The organism is Cupriavidus cauae, assembly GCF_026210475.1.
In the GTDB taxonomy this organism is placed as follows: domain Bacteria; phylum Pseudomonadota; class Gammaproteobacteria; order Burkholderiales; family Burkholderiaceae; genus Cupriavidus; species Cupriavidus cauae.
Window position 1 is genome coordinate 804,193 of the sequence record NZ_CP080294.1, and the last position, 16,484, is coordinate 820,676.

Consider the following 16,484-nt stretch of genomic DNA (forward strand, 5'->3'; position numbering starts at 1 on the left):
TGGGACGAAGTTGGCTGCGGTACGGCGACGGGATCGTGATGAAGCGACGGGCTGGCGAACCCGAGCGGCGGGCCAGCTGCGGCCCGGGCCCGCTCAGGCGACCTCGCCCTCGATCAGCGCCATCTCGGGGCTGGTCATCATCCGTTCGATGTCGAGCAGGATCAGCATGCGGCCTTCGACGGTCGCCAGGCCGGTCAGATGCTCGGTCGACACCGACACGCCGAACTCCGGCGCCGGCTTGATGGCCTCGCCGGTCAGCGTCAGCACGTCGGACACGCCGTCGACCACGATGCCGACCACACGGCCGGCGATGTTCAGGATGATGACGACGGTCTGGTGGTCGTACTTGACGTTGCCCAGGCGGAACTTCATGCGCAGGTCGACGATCGGCACGATCACGCCGCGCAGGTTGGTCACGCCCTTGATGAAGTCGGGTGCGTTGGCGATCCGCGTCACGCCGTCGTAGCTGCGGATCTCCTGCACCTTCAGGATGTCGATGCCGTATTCCTCGGAGCCCAGCGTGAACACCAGGAACTCCTGGCCCGCCGCCTCGCTTCCGGGGGTGTCGCTATGTCCGATGCCGGCCATGATGTGTTGCTCCTTGTTGATTCTTGCCTTCGCCTCAAGCCAGCGCCGGCTCCTGGCGCCGCACGCCGGTGCGCTGCAGCGCGGCGACGTCGACGATCAGCGCCACGCTGCCGTCGCCCAGGATGGTTGCGGCCGAGATGCCGGGCACCTTGCGGTAGTTGGTCTCCAGGTTCTTCAGCACGACCTGGTGCTGGCCGATCAGCTGGTCCACCAGCAGCGCGAAACGCTTGCCTTCGGCCTGCAGGATGATGGCGATGCCCTGGGTCGGCTCCTGTACGGCGTTCTCGACGTTGAAGACGCGGTGCAGCTCCAGCAGCGGCAGGTATTCGCCGCGCACGTGCATCACCCGCTCGGTATTGGCGGCGGTGCGCACGTCGTCGGCCTTGGGCTGCAGCGACTCCATGACGCAGTTCAGCGGCAGGATGAAGGTCTCCTCGCCGACCTTGACCGACATGCCGTCGAGGATCGCCAGCGTCAGCGGCAGCACGATGCGGGTGGTGGTGCCGTTGCCCGGGCGCGAGCTGATCTCGACATGGCCGCCCATCTCCTGGATGTTGCGCTTGACCACGTCCATGCCGACGCCGCGGCCGGACAGGTCGGTGACCGCCTCGGCAGTCGAGAATCCCGGCGCGAAGATCAGCTGCCACACTTCCTCGTCGCTCATGCTCTCCGACACCGGCAGGCCGTTCTGCATCGCCTTGGCCAGGATCTTGTCGCGGCGCAGGCCGCCGCCGTCGTCGCTGACCTCGATCACGATGTTGCCGCCGTGGTGCTGCGCCGACAGGATCAGCTGGCCGGTCGGGTCCTTGCCCGCGGCGACACGCTTGTCGGGCGTCTCGATGCCGTGGTCCAGGCTGTTGCGCACCAGGTGGGTCAGCGGGTCGATGATCCGCTCGATCAGGCTCTTGTCCAGTTCGGTGGCCTTGCCGAAGGTCACCAGGTCGATCTGCTTGCCGAGCTTGGCGGCCAGGTCGCGCACCAGGCGCGGGAAGCGCGAGAACACATAGTCCATGGGCATCATGCGGATCGACATCACCGCTTCCTGCAGATCGCGCGCATTGCGCTCGAGCTGGCCCATGCCGGAGAACAGGCGGTCGAACAGCACCGGGTCGAGCGACGACGCGGTCTGCGCCAGCATCGACTGCGTGATCACCAGTTCGCCGACCAGGTTGATGATCTGGTCGACCTTCTCGGTCGGCACGCGGATCGAGCCGGATTCCTGATGGGCGGCCGCGGCGCTGGCCTTGGCGCGCTCCTTGTCCTTGGCGGCGGGGGCGGCGGCCGGTGCCGGCACGGAGGGGGCCGGCGCCGGAGCAGCCGCCGCCTCGGCCGCGGGCGCCGGGCCAGGCGCAGCCGCGGCTGCACCGGTCGAGGGCTCGATCACGATCTGCTCGCCGTCGATCACGAAGCAGCAGACCGCGACGATGTCGTCCGGGCTGCATTGCGTCGCCAGCTCGATCGCCAGTTCGCTGTCGCCCTGGGTCTCGCCGAGGATCTCGCCGAGGTTGCCGAGTTCTTCGCGCAGCAGCGCCTGGTCGTCCTTCGACACGTTGAGCAGACGCACCTTCAGCGCGCCGCCGGCCGGGGCAGCTGCCGCGGCGGGGGAAGCGGAAGCAGGGACCGGGGCGGGCGCGGCCGCTACCGGTGCGGGGGCCGGGGCCTCGCCGCCGGTCTCGTAGGCCAGCTGCTGCAGCACCGCACAGATGCGCGCAAGGGTCTGCGGATCGGGTTCGGTACCGTTGCGGTAGGCGTTGAGCTGGTCTTGCAACACGTCCTTGGTTTCCAGAAAGGTATCGATGATGGCCCTGGACAACGCCAGTTCCCGCCGGCGCGTGCGGTCCAGCAGGTTCTCGAGCAGGTGGGTGGTTTCGGTCAGCGCGCTGAAGCCGAAGGTCGCCGCGCCGCCCTTGATCGAATGCGCCGCGCGGAAGATCGCATTGAGGTCTTCCGCGTCGGGCGCCTCGATGTCGAGGCCGAGCAGCAACTGCTCCATTTCAACGAGCAGCTCTTCCGCTTCCTCGAAGAAGGTCTGGTAGAACTGCGTGATATCGATATCGACAGACATGACCGTCCTGAATCACTGATTGCTAAGCATTGAGCCGTTACCAGCTGGTTATCGACCTCGCCGACGGTCTTATTAAATTTTGTTACTGATTTAAGTGCCGGCTACTGCCGCGCCTGGGGCGCCGCTGCGCCCGTCGCCTCTTCCATGCCCTGCTGCAGCGCCTGCGCCGACTCGCCGGCCTTGGCGCGCACCGCGACGTCGGCCGCGCTGGCGTTCTCCGCCTCGAAGCGGGCCTGGGCGCGCTGGTTCAGCACCACGATGCTGATGCGGCGGTTGACCGGGGCCAGCGAATCGTTCTTGTCCAGCGGCATGGTGGCGGCCAGGCCCAGCACGCGCAGCACCTTGCCTTCCTGCATGCCGCCGGCGATCAGCTCCTGGCGCGAGGCGTTGGCGCGATCGGCCGACAGCTCCCAGTTCGAGTAGGTGCGCTCGCCGTTCATGTAGTTGGACGAATCGGTATGGCCCGACAGGCTGACCTTGTTCGGCATCTCGTTGAGCACCGGGCCGATCTCGCGCAGGATGTCGCGCATGTAGGGCTCGACCACGGCCTTGCCGGTGCGGAACATCGGCCGGTTCTGCGTATCGAGGATCTGGATGCGCAGCCCTTCGCTGGTGATGTCCAGCAGCAGCTGCGGACGGAACTGGCGCAGCACCGGGTTGTTCTCGATCAGCTGCTCGAGCCGCTGCTTGAGCGCGCGCAGGCGCTCGGTCTCGAGCTGGTCGCGGCGCTTCTGCAGCGACTGCGGATCGTCCTCGCGCATGCGGCGCGTTTCGCCGTCCTTGCTGGCCGGATCGATGCCGCCGCCGGGAATCACGCTTGGCGACTCGCTGACCTTCTGCCCACCGGCAATCGCCACCTTCAGCGGCGTGCGGAAATACTCGGCCACCTGCACCAGGTCCTTCGGCGTCGACGTGCTCAGCAGCCACAGCACCAGGAAGAAGGCCATCATCGCCGTCATGAAGTCGGCGTAGGCGATCTTCCAGCTGTGGTTGCCGTGCGGCTTGCCGTGGGCGGCAGCGCGGCGGACGACGATGGGGCGCGCGTGATCGGTCATGCTTGGCCTGCGTTGGACGGACGAATGGACTGGCTCGGGGACTGGCTGGCCGGCGCGCTTACGTCAGGCTCTTGACTTCGCGCACGTGGTCGTCCAGTTCCAGGAACGACGGACGCTCGCTCGAGTACAGCACCTTGCGGCCGAACTCGACCGCGACCAGCGGCGCATAGCCGTTGAGCGAAGCCAGCAGCGTGACCTTGATGCACTGGTACATCTTGACCGTCTCGGCAACCTGGTGCTCGACCCGCGAGGCCAGCGGCGAGACGAAGCCGTAAGCCAGCAGGATGCCCAGGAAGGTGCCGACCATCGCATGGGCGATCAGCGCGCCCAGCACGGACGGGGGCAGGTCGGCCGACGCCAGCGCATGCACCACGCCCATCACCGCGGCGACGATGCCGAAGGCCGGCAGCGCATCGCCGACCCGCGCCAGCGCGTGGGCGGGCACTTCGGCCTCGTGCTTGAAGGTCTCGATCTCATGGTCCATCAGGGCCTCGATCTCGAAGGCATTCATGTTGCCGTTGACCATCATGCGCAGATAGTCGGTCAGGAATTCCATCATCGCCGGATCGGCGAGGATGCGCGGATACTGGCTGAAGACGCTGCTGGCGGCCGGATCGGCGATTTCCTTTTCGAGGAACAGGATGCCCTCGCGGCGCGCCTTGGACAGCAGCACGTACAGCAGCGCCATCACTTCCATGTACAGCGCCTTGTTGTATTTGCTGCTGCGCAGCAGCTGCGGCAGCGCGCGCAAGGTCGCCTTGATGGCCTTGCCGCTGTTGGCGCTGATGAAGGCGCCGACCGCGGCGCCGCCAATGATCACCAGTTCTGCCGGTTGATATAGCGCGCCCATGTGGCCGCCAGTCATGGCGTAACCACCAAGCACCGCCGCCACTACGACGACATAGCCAAGAACAACTAGCACGATCGATTCCCCGTCAGAAAAACACGCGTCGGACACGCGCGAGCCGGACCTCGGAAGGACACGGCAAGCTGCGCGCCGTGCCGCCTCGGTCTGGCTCGCCGCGCAAGCCCGGCGTGAATCAGGCGGGTTGCGCTGGCGTGGCGTCCTTCGAGGGCTTCTTTGCCTTGCCCGCGCGCGATGGCGGCCGGCACAGGCTGCAGACGAAGTTCGCGTTCGGCTCGTAGGCGTGAGTGACGAACTGTCCTCCGCAGCATGTGCAACTGGAAAGCTGCAGCATATTGCTCTCGAAGAACCGTACTAACGTCCAGGCACGCGTAAAACTTAAGACAATTTCGCCGCCGAGCAGGGACACATGCTCGAGGTAGAGACGGTATGCGGCGACCACGGCACGAATGCCGCTCGCCTCGCCCTGCTCGACCATGAACTGGTAGGCCGAGAAGAACAGCGACGAGTGGATGTTCGGCAGCCAGGTCGTGAACCAGTCCGTCGAGAACGGCAGCATGCCCTTGGGCGGGGACACGCCGCGCAGTTCCTTGTACAGACGGATCAGCCGGTCGCGCGAGAGCGTGGTCTCGGCTTCGAGCACCTGCAGGCGCGCGCCCAGGCCGATCAGCTCGATGGCGAGCTGGGTCTGGTTGGCATCCTGGAGTACGCTCTTGCGCGGGGCAGCCGGAGCGGCCGTGTAGCTCCGGGCCGGTTGGGCCTGCAGCAGCGCGCTCAATTGAGCGACTCCACCGGCTGGCGCGCGAGCAGGATCGCAGCGTGGATCTGCTGCATATCGTGGCTCTTGGCGGTATGCGTCAGCGTGGAGAGCAACGCATGGTCGTCGAACCGGAAGCGGCACAGGACCATGTTGGAGGCCGCCAGCTTGACCAGCTGAGCAGGCGTCAGCTTGACCAGGATGTCAGCGATTTCCTTGCTGACGCCAAGGCGGAACATGGCTTCGAGTTGGTTTTCGCGCACCAGGCGTTGCGCGAGCAGCAGATAGGCGAGGTTGACCTCCCTGATCTCCTGCAGAAGTTCACTGCTTTCCAATTTATCCCCGCTACCAAGGAACCCTCGCCCGCTTGTCCAGCGCTTACCGGTGGCAGACCTCCGGCGTCCAGATCGTTTCAGTGCGTGTGCGACGGGTACTACATCTGATCGGAACTACTCCGGTCCAGTTACAAAACTCACATCTGGTAACAAATGTTACGGAATGTAAATGGACTGTCCGCTTTATATCGGCAATCGCATGCCGCTGCCAATCCCTACTTACGTTGGGGATGCGCATTGTCGTACGGATGATACATGGCCGAAACGACACGGAAAGATGTAACAACCTTGTAACGTGATCTGGATCAAATCTGTAACAGCAGACATGCTGCGCGAATCACTTCCACAGCAATTCCGCGCAGTTTTCGAGGGCGATTTCCCCGTGACTGAAAACGCTTCGCGTTCAGGGCGAGCGCCTGTCGCTTTCCACCATTGACGGCGCGGCCGGCATCGGCTTGAAAACGCGGCGCAGCCACGCCGCGAGCCGCGCGAAGACATCGTCCGGCTCGTCGCGGAACAGGTGCGGGCGGGCATGCTCGATCTGCTCCATCACACGGCCCGCTTCCTGTGCGTCGATCGCGCCGTAGTCGAGCGCGAGGCCCACCATCGCGCGCAGTTCGCCCAGCCGCGTCAGCGCGGCGCCGGTGCCGCGTTCGGTCTGCACCAGGTACAGCAGGTCGTAGACGCGCCGGCGCAGGCTGTCCGCCAGGCGCCATGCGGGCGTCTGCATCTGTTCCTCGATCGTGCGCACGTCGACCGCGGCGTTGGCGATGTGTTCGGCCAGCGTATCGGCCAGCGCCGGATCGGCGCCGGCGTGGTCGAGAATCTCGACCGCCCACTTGCGCGCCTGCGCCAGCCGCTCCGACTGCGACCATTCCGAACGCACCGCGAGCCCGAAGCCGAAGCGTTCGGCGTCGCGCATCAGATTGGCCAGCGCGTGCGGCAGCTGCTTGTCGAACACACGCTTGGCCCACGCGTACTCGCCGCCGCTCAGCAGCCGCGTGACCGCGCGCTCGGTCAGCGGCCCGTCCTGGTGCATCACGCGCGCACGCAGGAAGTCCTCGAACGAGGGCGGCACGAACTGCCGGTCCAGCCCCGTGGAGAGCCGGACGAAATGGTCGAACTCGCCGCGCAGCTTGTCCGCGGCCTCACGCGGCAGGGACAGGGTGATTTCGCTGTTCATCGTCTGTCATGGTCGGGGGCGCGCCATGCCGGCCGCGCCCGCCCCGCCGCGGCGGGGTGTTCAGAAGGCGCTCCAGTCGCTGTCGGCACCGGCGGTGGCGGCAGCGGCTGTCGCGGCGCGCGGCGCCGGACGGCCCGGCAGGCGCGGGGCGGACTTGGCCGAGGCCGGTTCCGTGCGTTCGGTACGCTCTGCGCGGTCGGCGCGATCGGCCCCAGCGGGCTCGTCGTGGCGGCTGGCTGCCGCTGCGGCCGATGCCGGTGCGGCAGGTGCGGCGATCGGCCTGGCAACCGACGGGGCCTGCAGCGACGGGGCGAACAGCTCGTCGGCGGCCAGGCGGAAGCGGGCCAGCGACGCCTGCAGGCGGGCGGCCTGGTCTTCGAGCGAACCGGCCGCGGCGGCGGCCTGCTCGACCAGCGCCGCGTTCTGCTGCGTGACCTCGTCCATCTGCGCCACCGCCTGGTTCACCTGCTCGATGCCCGAGCTCTGCTCGGCCGACGCCGCGCTGATCTCGCCCATGATGTCCGTCACGCGCTTGACCGCCTGCACGATCTCGCCCATGGTCTGCCCGGCCTGGCCCACCAGCGCCGAGCCGTTGTCCACGCGCGCCACCGTATCGCCGATCAGGCCCTTGATTTCCTTGGCCGCGTTCGCACTGCGCTGCGCCAGGCTGCGCACCTCGCCGGCCACCACCGCGAAGCCGCGGCCCTGCTCGCCCGCACGCGCCGCTTCCACCGCCGCGTTCAGCGCCAGGATGTTGGTCTGGAACGCGATGCCCTCGATCACGCCGATGATGTCGACGATCTTCTTCGAGGCGCCGTTGATCTCGTCCATGGTCTGCACCACGCGGCCCACCACCTCGCCGCCCTTGACCGCGGTCTCGGAGGCATTGGCCGCCAGGCCGCTCGCCTGGCGCGCGTTGTCGGCGTTCTGGCGGACCGTGCCGGTCAGCTCTTCCATGCTCGACGCGGTCTCCTCCAGCGAGGCCGCCTGCTGCTCGGTGCGCTGCGACAGGTCGCTGTTGCCCGCGGCGATCTCACGCGAGGCCGAGGCGATCGACTCGGCCGCGGTCTTGAACTCCTGCACCATGCCCGACAGCTGCAGCTGCATCTGCTTCATCGCGTACAGCATGCTGTCGCGATCGCCGGCGCGCAGCTTGATCTCGGTCGAGAAGTCGCCGTCGGCAATGCGCGAGGCGATCGCGGCCGCGTAGGCCGGCTCGCCGCCCAGCTGGCGCGACAGCGCGCGGGCCAGGAACACGCCGAGCAGCAGCGACACCGCCAGTCCGCCCAGCACCAGCGCCAGCATCCACAGGCGCGAGCTCTCGTAGACGCCCTGGGCCTCTTCCATGTTGGCGCGGGCACCGGCGTCGCGGCGCTTGACCATGTTGAACATCAGCTCTTCGATCGCATGGCCATCCTTGAGCAGCGCCGTACTTTCCTCGAAGACCTGGCTCTCGAACTGCGAGGTATCGAGCGGCTGGCGCGAGACCAGCTCGACGTACTTGCCCATGCGGTCGCGATAGGCCGGCAGCATTGCGTCGAACTGCTTGATCAGCGCCTGGCCCTGCTCGGTCTGGAACGAGTTGCGCGCCTGCTTGATGCGCTCGTCGACCACGCCGAACGACTTCTCGATCAGCGTCTTCTCGGTCGCGCGCTCGCCCATCGTCGAGGCCGACAGCAGCGCGATCTGCGCGCGGCTGGCGTACAGCAGGTTGATGTTGGCGTCCTGCACCGCCTTCAGGGCCTGCAGGTCGGTGTTATAGATCCGGCTGGTCCACTCGGTCATCCGGCCCATATTGACCACCCCCAGCAGGCCCATCGCCATGCCGATGACGGAAACGATCAGAAAGCCGACGACCAGCTTCGTCGCGACTCGCAGTTGCTTGAACCATTGCATGAGAACTACCTCTTCTTCTGGATGACCGTCCGGCCGGATTGCGGCGCCGATCGTCGGGGATCGGGCGCCGCGCTTACCGGCTTCGTTGTAATGCCGGGCGATGCTGCTGTCCGTGCTTCGATTGGTGCCGGGCCCTGTCGGGGTCCGGCCTCCCTGCCCATCAAATACCCATCAATTTCCCGTCCATTGCGCTTCGACTACCTGTCCGACGCGCAATCGGCCTGGCGCTCAAGCGCGCTCAAGCGCGCGCCAGCCGCGGCGCCTCCGCCGGCTGCGCCGACGCGGCGCGCGGACGCATCGGGCGCGGCTCGGCGTTCAGGCTGACGCGGAACACCGCCACCGCGTCGCGCAGGCGAGCGGCCTGGTCTTCCAGCGAACCGGCCGCGGCGGCGGCCTGCTCGACCAGCGCCGCGTTCTGCTGCGTGACCTCGTCCATCTGCGCCACCGCCTGGTTCACCTGCTCGATGCCCGAGCTCTGCTCGGCCGACGCCGCGCTGATCTCGCCCATGATGTCCGTCACGCGCTTGACCGCCTGCACGATCTCGCCCATGGTCTGGCCGGCCTGGCCCACCAGCGCCGAGCCGTTGTCCACGCGCGCCACCGTATCGCCGATCAAACCCTTGATTTCCTTGGCCGCGTTCGCGCTGCGCTGCGCCAGGCTGCGCACCTCGCCGGCCACCACCGCGAAGCCGCGGCCCTGCTCGCCCGCACGCGCCGCTTCCACCGCCGCGTTCAGCGCCAGGATGTTGGTCTGGAACGCGATGCCCTCGATCACGCCGATGATGTCGACGATCTTCTTCGAGGCGCCGTTGATCTCGTCCATGGTTTGCACCACGCGGCCCACCACCTCGCCGCCCTTGACCGCGGTCTCCGAGGCGTTGGCCGCCAGGCCGCTGGCCTGGCGCGCGTTGTCGGCGTTCTGGCGGACCGTGCCGGTCAGCTCTTCCATGCTCGACGCGGTCTCCTCCAGCGAGGCCGCCTGCTGCTCGGTGCGCTGCGACAGGTCGCTGTTGCCCGCGGCCACCTGGCGCGTCGCCGTGGCGATCGCGCTCATGCCTTCCTGGATTTCATGAACGACCGACAGCAGGCTGCGCTGCATGGTCTGCATCGCCTTGGCGAGCGCGCCGATCTCGTCGTTGCTGGAGAACTCGTAGCGCGTGGCCAGGTCGCCGGCGCCCAGGCGCAGCGCGAAGTCCAGCATCTCGCGCATCGGCCGATGCACCATGGCCAGCAGCGCCGCGCCGGTGGCCATCGCCGACAGGCCGGCCAGCACGAAGCCGCCCCACAGCCACGGCCGCAGTGCCGCGCGCGTCTGCGGCTCGGCCAGCAGCTCGAACGCGACCAGCGCGGCCAGGAACCATGCCAGGCCCACGCCCTGCGACAGCATGATGCGGCCGCGCAAGCCCAGCCGGCGCAGCCCGTCGATCCAGCCGAGTGGCCCGCGGCGAACCACCGCGCCCTCGCGGATGCGGATGCCTGAGCCGTTGCCGGCGCGGATGCGCGCGTACGCGGCCTGCGCTGCCTCGATCTGCTCGGCGCTCGCCATCGAGCGCACCGAGGTATAGCCGACGGTCTGGCCGTCGACGCGGGTCGGCGTCACCGTCGCGCTGACCCAGTAGTAGTCGCCGTTCTTGCGGCGGTTCTTGACCAGCCCGACCCAGGAGCGGCCCGCCTGCAGCGTGCGCCACAGATCCTCGAAGGCCTCGGGCGGCATGTCGGGATGGCGCACCAGGTTGTGCGGGGCGCCGAGCAGTTCCTCGGCGGTGAAGCCGCTGACCTCGATGAACGCGCGGTTGGCGAAGGTGATGCGGCCCTTCAGGTCGGTGCGCGAAATCAGGTAATCGTTCGGCGCGAGCTTGTATTCGCGCGCGGTGACAGGCTGGTTGTTTCTCATGACGTTGTGCTGCGGGATTCGTTCGGGGCGCGCCTCAGGCCGCCGCGGCGGCTTCGATCGCGGCCAGTTCCTCGGTCGCCAGCAGTTTCTCGATATCGACCAGGATCAGCATGCGGTCCTCGATGGAGCCCAGGCCGCGGATGTATTCGGTATCGAGATTGCCGGAGAACTGCGGCGTGGGCTTGATCTGGGCGGTGGTCAGCGTCAGCACGTCGGAGACGCCGTCGACGACGATGCCGGTGGTGCGATGGTTCAGGTCGACGATGATGACGACCGTGTACTGGTCGTAGCTGACCTTCTGCTGCTGGAATTTGATGCGCAGGTCGACGATCGGCACGATGATGCCGCGCAGGTTGATCACACCCTTCAGATAGGGCGGCGCGTTGGCGATCTGCGTGACCGCCTCGTAGCCGCGGATTTCCTGCACCTTGAGGATGTCGACGCCGTATTCCTCGCGACCCAGCGTGAAGGCGAGGAATTCCTCGCCGCTTCCTTCGGTCTTGCTGCTGAGATTCATCTTGCGCTCCCGCTCCCCGGTTGTGGCCGTCGTTGCACGCTGGCGGAGTGCACCCCAACCGGCCCGACTGCCTTTTTTGGCGACTGCAACTGCATGGCGATGGCGCCGCGATGGCGCGGCCACTGGCCGCGCCCGCGAACGGCGCGCCTCGCCCCTTGCTGGTTATCGGCAGTTCCGATGCGCGGCTGAAGGGTCGGAAGCGGCCGGCATTACCCCTCTTCGGAGGGGGATAGCAGCGCGGCGACCGACTGCATCAGCTGGTCGGGATCGAAGGGCTTGGGCAGGAAGCCGCTGGCGCCGGCCTCGCGGGCCTGGGCGCGGATCTGGCCGTCGGCCTCGGTCGTCAGCATCAGGATCGGCATCGCGGCATAGCGCGGCGTGGCGCGCAGCCGGCGGATCAGCGTCAGGCCGTCCATGCCGGGCATCACCTGGTCGGTGACCAGCATGCCGAACGGCTGCGCCTGCGGTGCGGCCTCGGCCGCCGCGTGCGCCTCGTCGCCGTCGGCTGCCTCGGCGACGTCGTAGCCGCCGGCGCGCAGGCAGGCGGCGATCATGCGACGCAGGGAAGGCGAATCGTCGACGACAAGAATGCGTTGAGCTGGCATGGCGGCTACCTCGAAACGGCGGCGGATCGGCCGGCAGGCGGCGTGGGGCGATCCGTGTTCTGTGCTGGTCGGCGCCGGCCCCTGCCGGCGCATCGCTGCGGCGCGTGCCGCCATATCGGACCGGAATCGGTCCCATACCGCGACGCTGTGCGCCAATCAGGCTTATCGGCGGGCGGGCGTGCTTCCTTTAGCGGGTGTGTTGCGGGGGCAAGGCGTTCACGGCGCGAAGCGTTGAGTGGCGCGGCGGGTAATCGGCGCGCGCGTTCAGCGGGGCGGGGGGTTGTCGGCGCGGGCGGTCAGCGGGGCGGAGCGTTGTCGGCGCGGGCTCAGCGGGGCGGAGCGTTGTCGGCGCGGACCTTCAGCGGGGCGGAGGGTTGTCGGCGCGGACGTTCAGCGGGGCGGGGGGTTGTCGCGCTGCCGGTCAGCGGCGGGGGCTGGACAGCAGGTCGGCGAAGCCGCTCGCTTCCATCGGACGGGCCAGCAGATAACCCTGGACTTCGTCGCAGCCCATGCGCGCCAGGATGTCGAGCTGGGCCTGCGATTCGACGCCTTCGGCCACCACGCGCATGCGCAGCTCGTGCGCCAGCGCCACCATCGAACCGACGATGGCGCGGCCCTGCGGGTCCGACTCCAGGCCGCCGATCAGCGTACGGTCGATCTTCAGCGTGCCGACCCGCAGCCGCTTCAGATAGCCCAGGCTGGAATAGCCGCTGCCGAAGTCGTCCAGCGCGACGTGGATGCCGAGCGCCTGCAGTTCGGCCAGCGTCTCCAGCGATTGCGCGATGTCCTTCATCGCCGCCGTCTCGGTGATCTCGAGCGTGACGGCCGACGGCGGAATGTCGTGCTGGTGGATCTGCTCGAGCAGGTACTGCGGGAAATCGCGGCTGGCAAAACGCAGCCCGGACACGTTGATGGCGACCGGCACCACCGGCAGGCCGGCGTCCTGCCACTCGCGCACCTGGCGGCAGACACTGGCGATGACCCAGTCGTCGAGCTTGTCGATCTGCCCGGACTGCTCGGCCACCATGATGAATTCGGCCGGATTGACCGCGCCGAGCGTCGGATGGCGCCAGCGGCAGAGCGCCTCGGCGCCCACCACCGTGCGCGCGTCGACGTCGAACTTGGGCTGGTATTCGAGCGACAGGCCGTCGTCCTGGATCGCCAGCCAGAGATCGCGGCGGATCACGCGCATGCGGCGCGCGCGCTCGCCCGCCGCGGAATTGAAGGTGCGCACCTGGTTCGAGCCGGACTCGCGCGCCTCGGACAGGCTGACGCGCGCGGCCTGCATCAGCGCCTCCGAGCTCTGCGCGTCGCGCGGATAGACCGCGATGCCGATATTGACGCCGATCTGCATCTGCAGGCCGCGCGCGGTGACGAACTCGGAGATCGAAGCCAGCACGCGCGAGCCGAGCTCGTGCGCGCGATTGGAGTTCAGCAGCGCCGGTACGCCGACCGCGAACTCGTCGCGGGCCAGCCGGGCCAGGAAGTCGTGCGGTTCGAGCGCGGCCTGGGCCAGCACGCTGGCGTCCTGCGCCAGGATGTCGTCGGCGCGCACCTCGAATACCTCGTCGACCTCGCGGAAGTCGGCAATATGGATCAGCAGCACGGCGCAACTGGTCTCGGCCAGGCGCGCATGCGCGATCGACTGGTCGAGCCAGCGCGCGAACGCGGCGCGATCGGGCACGTCGGTGGCCACGCTGTATTCGCCGACCGTCGCCTGGCCGCGCCCCACCGGGCGGACCGTCAGCCGGCCGGGGATGCGGCCATTGAGCCGGCGCACGATCCGCGCCGGCAATCCCGGCGGCGCGCTGCTGCGCTCGCCGTCGGGCTCGCCGGACTCGTTCAGCAGGACGTCGCGCTCGCGCTGCGGCGCCTGGCGGCGCTCCGACAGCCACAACAGAGCGAATGCCGCCGTGCCGAGCACGGCCAGGCCGAGGCCGAACCACGCCGGATGCAGCAGATTCATCGCCTCGATGCAGGCGGTGCGCGAGCTGGAACCGCCGCACTGGTGACCGAGCCCGATCCCGGCCGCGGCGATCACGCCGGCGCCGGCGAGCGTCGCCAGCATCGCGGCACCGCGCCAATACGCCAGCGCGCGGTGCAGCCATTGCGCCAGCACCGTCGTGGCGATACCGCCGACCAGTGCGGCCAGCGCCTGCGACCACTCCGCCGATCCCCGCACCGAACCGGACAGCAGCACGACCCAGGCCGGCAGGCCGACCGACGCCTGCGACATCAGTCCCGCGGTCAGGGCCATCATGCGGCCGGGCCATCCCGCTCCATCGCGGCCGCGGCCGGTAGCGCGAAGGCCGAGGCCGACGGCGATGCCGAGCAGGATGGCGAGCAGCAGAACGCTAAAACTCATATCGAAGGGGGCGCTGCGGAATGCGTGTGGGTGGTGCCGTCAGGCTCCGGCCGGGAGGCCGGTGACGGAAACCCCGCGGTATTGCGGAACCGCGTGAAGCGCGGCAAATCTTGGTGCGGGACCCGGGCGCACGGCCGGCGCGCCGGCTGCGATCGGCGGTCGGCTCGACACCGCCCGGGACGTTAGCACAGCCGCCGCGCGTAGTGCACGCAGCGTCACCTTATTGCAACGAGAGCCGCCTCGCGGAGTCGCCCGAAGCCCGGCTTCGCCGGCGCTGGCGGCAGGCCGCGCGGAGGCAATCGACGACGAAGACAAGACAAAGCGGCACAAGGACATGGGACGACTCGGATCGATCAGTAGCGGCGGACAGCCCGCCAACACGCCGGGCGACAGCCCATGCTGAGGGGATATCGACCGCTGGCGGGGATTACTTGAATCGGGGAATGGCCGTGGCGGCACCCGCAGGGATGCGGCACGCGACGCGCCAGGGCATGGAAACCCAACCACCACAACATCGCATCCGTTTTACCGCGCCATATTGCTCAAAACGAAAGCGGCAAGCGAAAGACCCGAAGCAAACGCCTCCACCAAGGCGGGCCAGCCACGCGGCAAACATGCGGAAATACGATCAAGACGGCTGGCGGTGACAGAGTGACCTCGAAAAAGTTCACCTTGAAAGGTTTCGTGATCGATTTTGTCAAAAATCGGTTTCAACCTGCGCCGGCATTTGCATCGCTAACGCAGGCCGTTATAATTCATGCCGTTCATCTCGCCCACCGTAATCAGAGGTCTCAAAATGGCAACCTATCAGGAAATCGTTCAGAAAATCAACGAATTGCAGAAGCAAGCCGAAGAGATCAAGGCACGAGAGCAAGCTGCGGTAATCGACGATATCCGCAAGAAAATCGAAGAATATGGCTTGACCGCAGAAGATCTGGGTTTTGGCAGCAAGGCGGTACCCAGCAAGAAAACCGCGCGCAAGGTGCCGGTCCGTTACCGCGACAGCGCCGGCAATACCTGGACCGGCCGCGGCAAGCGCCCGGGCTGGCTGACCCAGGCGCTGGCCTCCGGTAAATCGATCGACGACTTCCTGGTGCGATAAACGCAGCGCCTGCCGGGCGCCTCTCGGCGTCGCCGCGCCAGAGCGGAAGTCCTCACCGGGTTTCCCGGCAGCCGTGCGCAATAAAAAACCGGGCCCCTTCCCTTGGGGCCCGGTTTTTTATGGTCACGACAATCCGCCAATCGCGGCGCGCCGGGCGAACGTCGGTGTCCGTGGCCACCGTCGCCGCCATCGACCATCGCGATCGTGAATCAGGACGCAAACCCCAACGGATTCATCGACTGCCAGCGCCACGAATCCGCGCACATCCGGTCCAGGTCATGGCGTGCCTGCCAGCCGAGCAGGCGCTGCGCCAATGCCGGATCCGCGTAGCACGAGGCAATATCGCCGGGGCGGCGCGCGACGATTTCATAGGGAATCGGTTTGCCGCTCGCGCGCCGATACGCCTCCACCACCTCCAGCACGCTATAACCGCGGCCGGTTCCCAGATTGACCGTCATCCCCTCGCCGCGCTCGTTCAAATAACGCAGCGCCGCCAGATGGCCGTCGGCCAGGTCGCAGACGTGAATGTAGTCGCGCACCCCGGTGCCATCCGCGGTCGGATAGTCGCCGCCGAACACCATCAGGCGCTCCCGGCGGCCGGCCGCCACCTGAGCCACATAGGGCATCAGATTGTTCGGCACGCCGCCCGGATCCTCGCCGATCAGGCCGCTTTCGTGTGCGCCGACCGGATTGAAATAGCGCAGATAGGCAATTCGCCAGTGCGGATCGGCGCGCTCGAGGTCGCGCAGGATCTGCTCGCCCATCAGCTTGGTCTGCCCGTAGGGATTGGTCGCCGACAGCGGAAATTCCTCGCGGATCGGCACCGTATGCGGATTGCCGTAGACAGTGGCCGAGGAACTGAATACCAGCGTCTTGACGTCGGCCGCCTGCATCGCCGCGCACAGCGTCAGCAGGCCGTTCAGGTTGTTGTCGTAGTAGGCGAGCGGCTGCGCCACCGATTCGCCGACCGCCTTGAGCGCGGCGAAATGGATCGCGCCGCCGATCTTGCGCTCGGCGAACAGCCGGTCCAGCAGCGCGCGATCGCGCACGTCGCCCTCGACGAACTCCGGCGTCTTGCCGGAAATGGTGGCGATCCGTTCGACCACCGCGCGATTGCTGTTCGACAGGTTGTCCAGGCCGACCACGTCGTAGCCGGCCGCGAGCAGTGCAACCCAGGTATGCGAAGCGATATAGCCGGTGGCACCGGTCAGCAGCAGAGTGTCTGGCATCGTGAACTTGATCGATTGAGAAGGCGGA

General features: G+C 67.5%; 14 protein-coding genes. 1 reads left to right on the plus strand and 13 read right to left on the minus strand.

The features are described 5' to 3' along the window. Positions 1–93 precede the first annotated feature (93 nt). From KZ686_RS19040 to KZ686_RS19095, 12 genes are all read right to left on the minus strand, one after another. Positions 94–588 carry a chemotaxis protein CheW gene (locus KZ686_RS19040; protein WP_149319447.1) on the minus strand — a complete coding sequence of 165 codons (495 nt, stop codon included), beginning with the start codon at positions 586–588 and terminating at the stop codon, positions 94–96. A gap of 34 nt (positions 589–622) precedes the next feature. After that, a complete protein-coding gene (gene cheA, locus KZ686_RS19045; RefSeq protein WP_265634944.1) occupies positions 623–2,653 on the minus strand; it encodes a chemotaxis protein CheA in 2,031 nt (676 codons plus the stop codon). Positions 2,654–2,754: 101 nt separating this feature from the next. After that, complete coding sequence (gene motB / locus KZ686_RS19050) at positions 2,755–3,708, minus strand: flagellar motor protein MotB (RefSeq protein ID WP_149319445.1); 954 nt, start codon at positions 3,706–3,708, stop codon at positions 2,755–2,757. A 58-nt stretch (positions 3,709–3,766) separates the two neighbouring features. Beyond that, the gene (gene motA / locus KZ686_RS19055) at positions 3,767–4,630 is read right to left on the minus strand and encodes a flagellar motor stator protein MotA (RefSeq protein WP_006579238.1); all 864 of its coding nucleotides are present in this window, start codon (positions 4,628–4,630) and stop codon (positions 3,767–3,769) included. A gap of 118 nt (positions 4,631–4,748) precedes the next feature. Next, positions 4,749–5,351, minus strand: coding sequence for a flagellar transcriptional regulator FlhC (flhC, locus tag KZ686_RS19060; protein WP_006579237.1), 603 nt, complete (start codon positions 5,349–5,351; stop codon positions 4,749–4,751). Further along, positions 5,348–5,665 carry a flagellar transcriptional regulator FlhD gene (gene flhD, locus KZ686_RS19065; protein WP_149319444.1) on the minus strand — a complete coding sequence of 106 codons (318 nt, stop codon included), beginning with the start codon at positions 5,663–5,665 and terminating at the stop codon, positions 5,348–5,350. The genes flhC and flhD overlap by 4 nt, the downstream gene beginning before the upstream one ends. Before the next feature lie 403 nt (positions 5,666–6,068). Next, positions 6,069–6,848 (minus strand): DUF4088 family protein, encoded by a 780-nt coding sequence (locus KZ686_RS19070; protein WP_149319443.1) that lies wholly within the window; start codon positions 6,846–6,848, stop codon positions 6,069–6,071. Between the two features lie 60 nt (positions 6,849–6,908). Continuing rightward, positions 6,909–8,744, minus strand: a complete 1,836-nt coding sequence (locus KZ686_RS19075) for a methyl-accepting chemotaxis protein (protein ID WP_265634950.1) — start codon at positions 8,742–8,744, stop codon at positions 6,909–6,911. Between the two features lie 238 nt (positions 8,745–8,982). After that, complete coding sequence (locus KZ686_RS19080; protein ID WP_265634952.1) at positions 8,983–10,638, minus strand: methyl-accepting chemotaxis protein; 1,656 nt, start codon at positions 10,636–10,638, stop codon at positions 8,983–8,985. A 34-nt stretch (positions 10,639–10,672) separates the two neighbouring features. After that, positions 10,673–11,155: a chemotaxis protein CheW gene (locus KZ686_RS19085; protein ID WP_265634954.1), complete on the minus strand. Its 483-nt coding sequence runs from the start codon at positions 11,153–11,155 to the stop codon at positions 10,673–10,675. A 209-nt stretch (positions 11,156–11,364) separates the two neighbouring features. Next, positions 11,365–11,760, minus strand: coding sequence for a response regulator (locus tag KZ686_RS19090; protein WP_149320208.1), 396 nt, complete (start codon positions 11,758–11,760; stop codon positions 11,365–11,367). Between the two features lie 421 nt (positions 11,761–12,181). Continuing rightward, positions 12,182–14,125, minus strand: coding sequence for a putative bifunctional diguanylate cyclase/phosphodiesterase (locus KZ686_RS19095; protein WP_226109564.1), 1,944 nt, complete (start codon positions 14,123–14,125; stop codon positions 12,182–12,184). 796 nt (positions 14,126–14,921) lie between these two features. On the opposite strand from KZ686_RS19095, the gene KZ686_RS19100 reads away from it, so the two are divergent. Continuing rightward, a complete protein-coding gene (locus KZ686_RS19100; RefSeq protein ID WP_149320206.1) occupies positions 14,922–15,227 on the plus strand; it encodes an H-NS histone family protein in 306 nt (101 codons plus the stop codon). A 209-nt stretch (positions 15,228–15,436) separates the two neighbouring features. Here the strand turns inward: KZ686_RS19100 and galE are convergent, their stop codons facing one another. Then, on the minus strand, positions 15,437–16,456 hold the full coding sequence (gene galE, locus KZ686_RS19105; protein WP_149320205.1) for a UDP-glucose 4-epimerase GalE: 1,020 nt from the start codon (positions 16,454–16,456) through the stop codon (positions 15,437–15,439). Positions 16,457–16,484 lie beyond the last annotated feature (28 nt).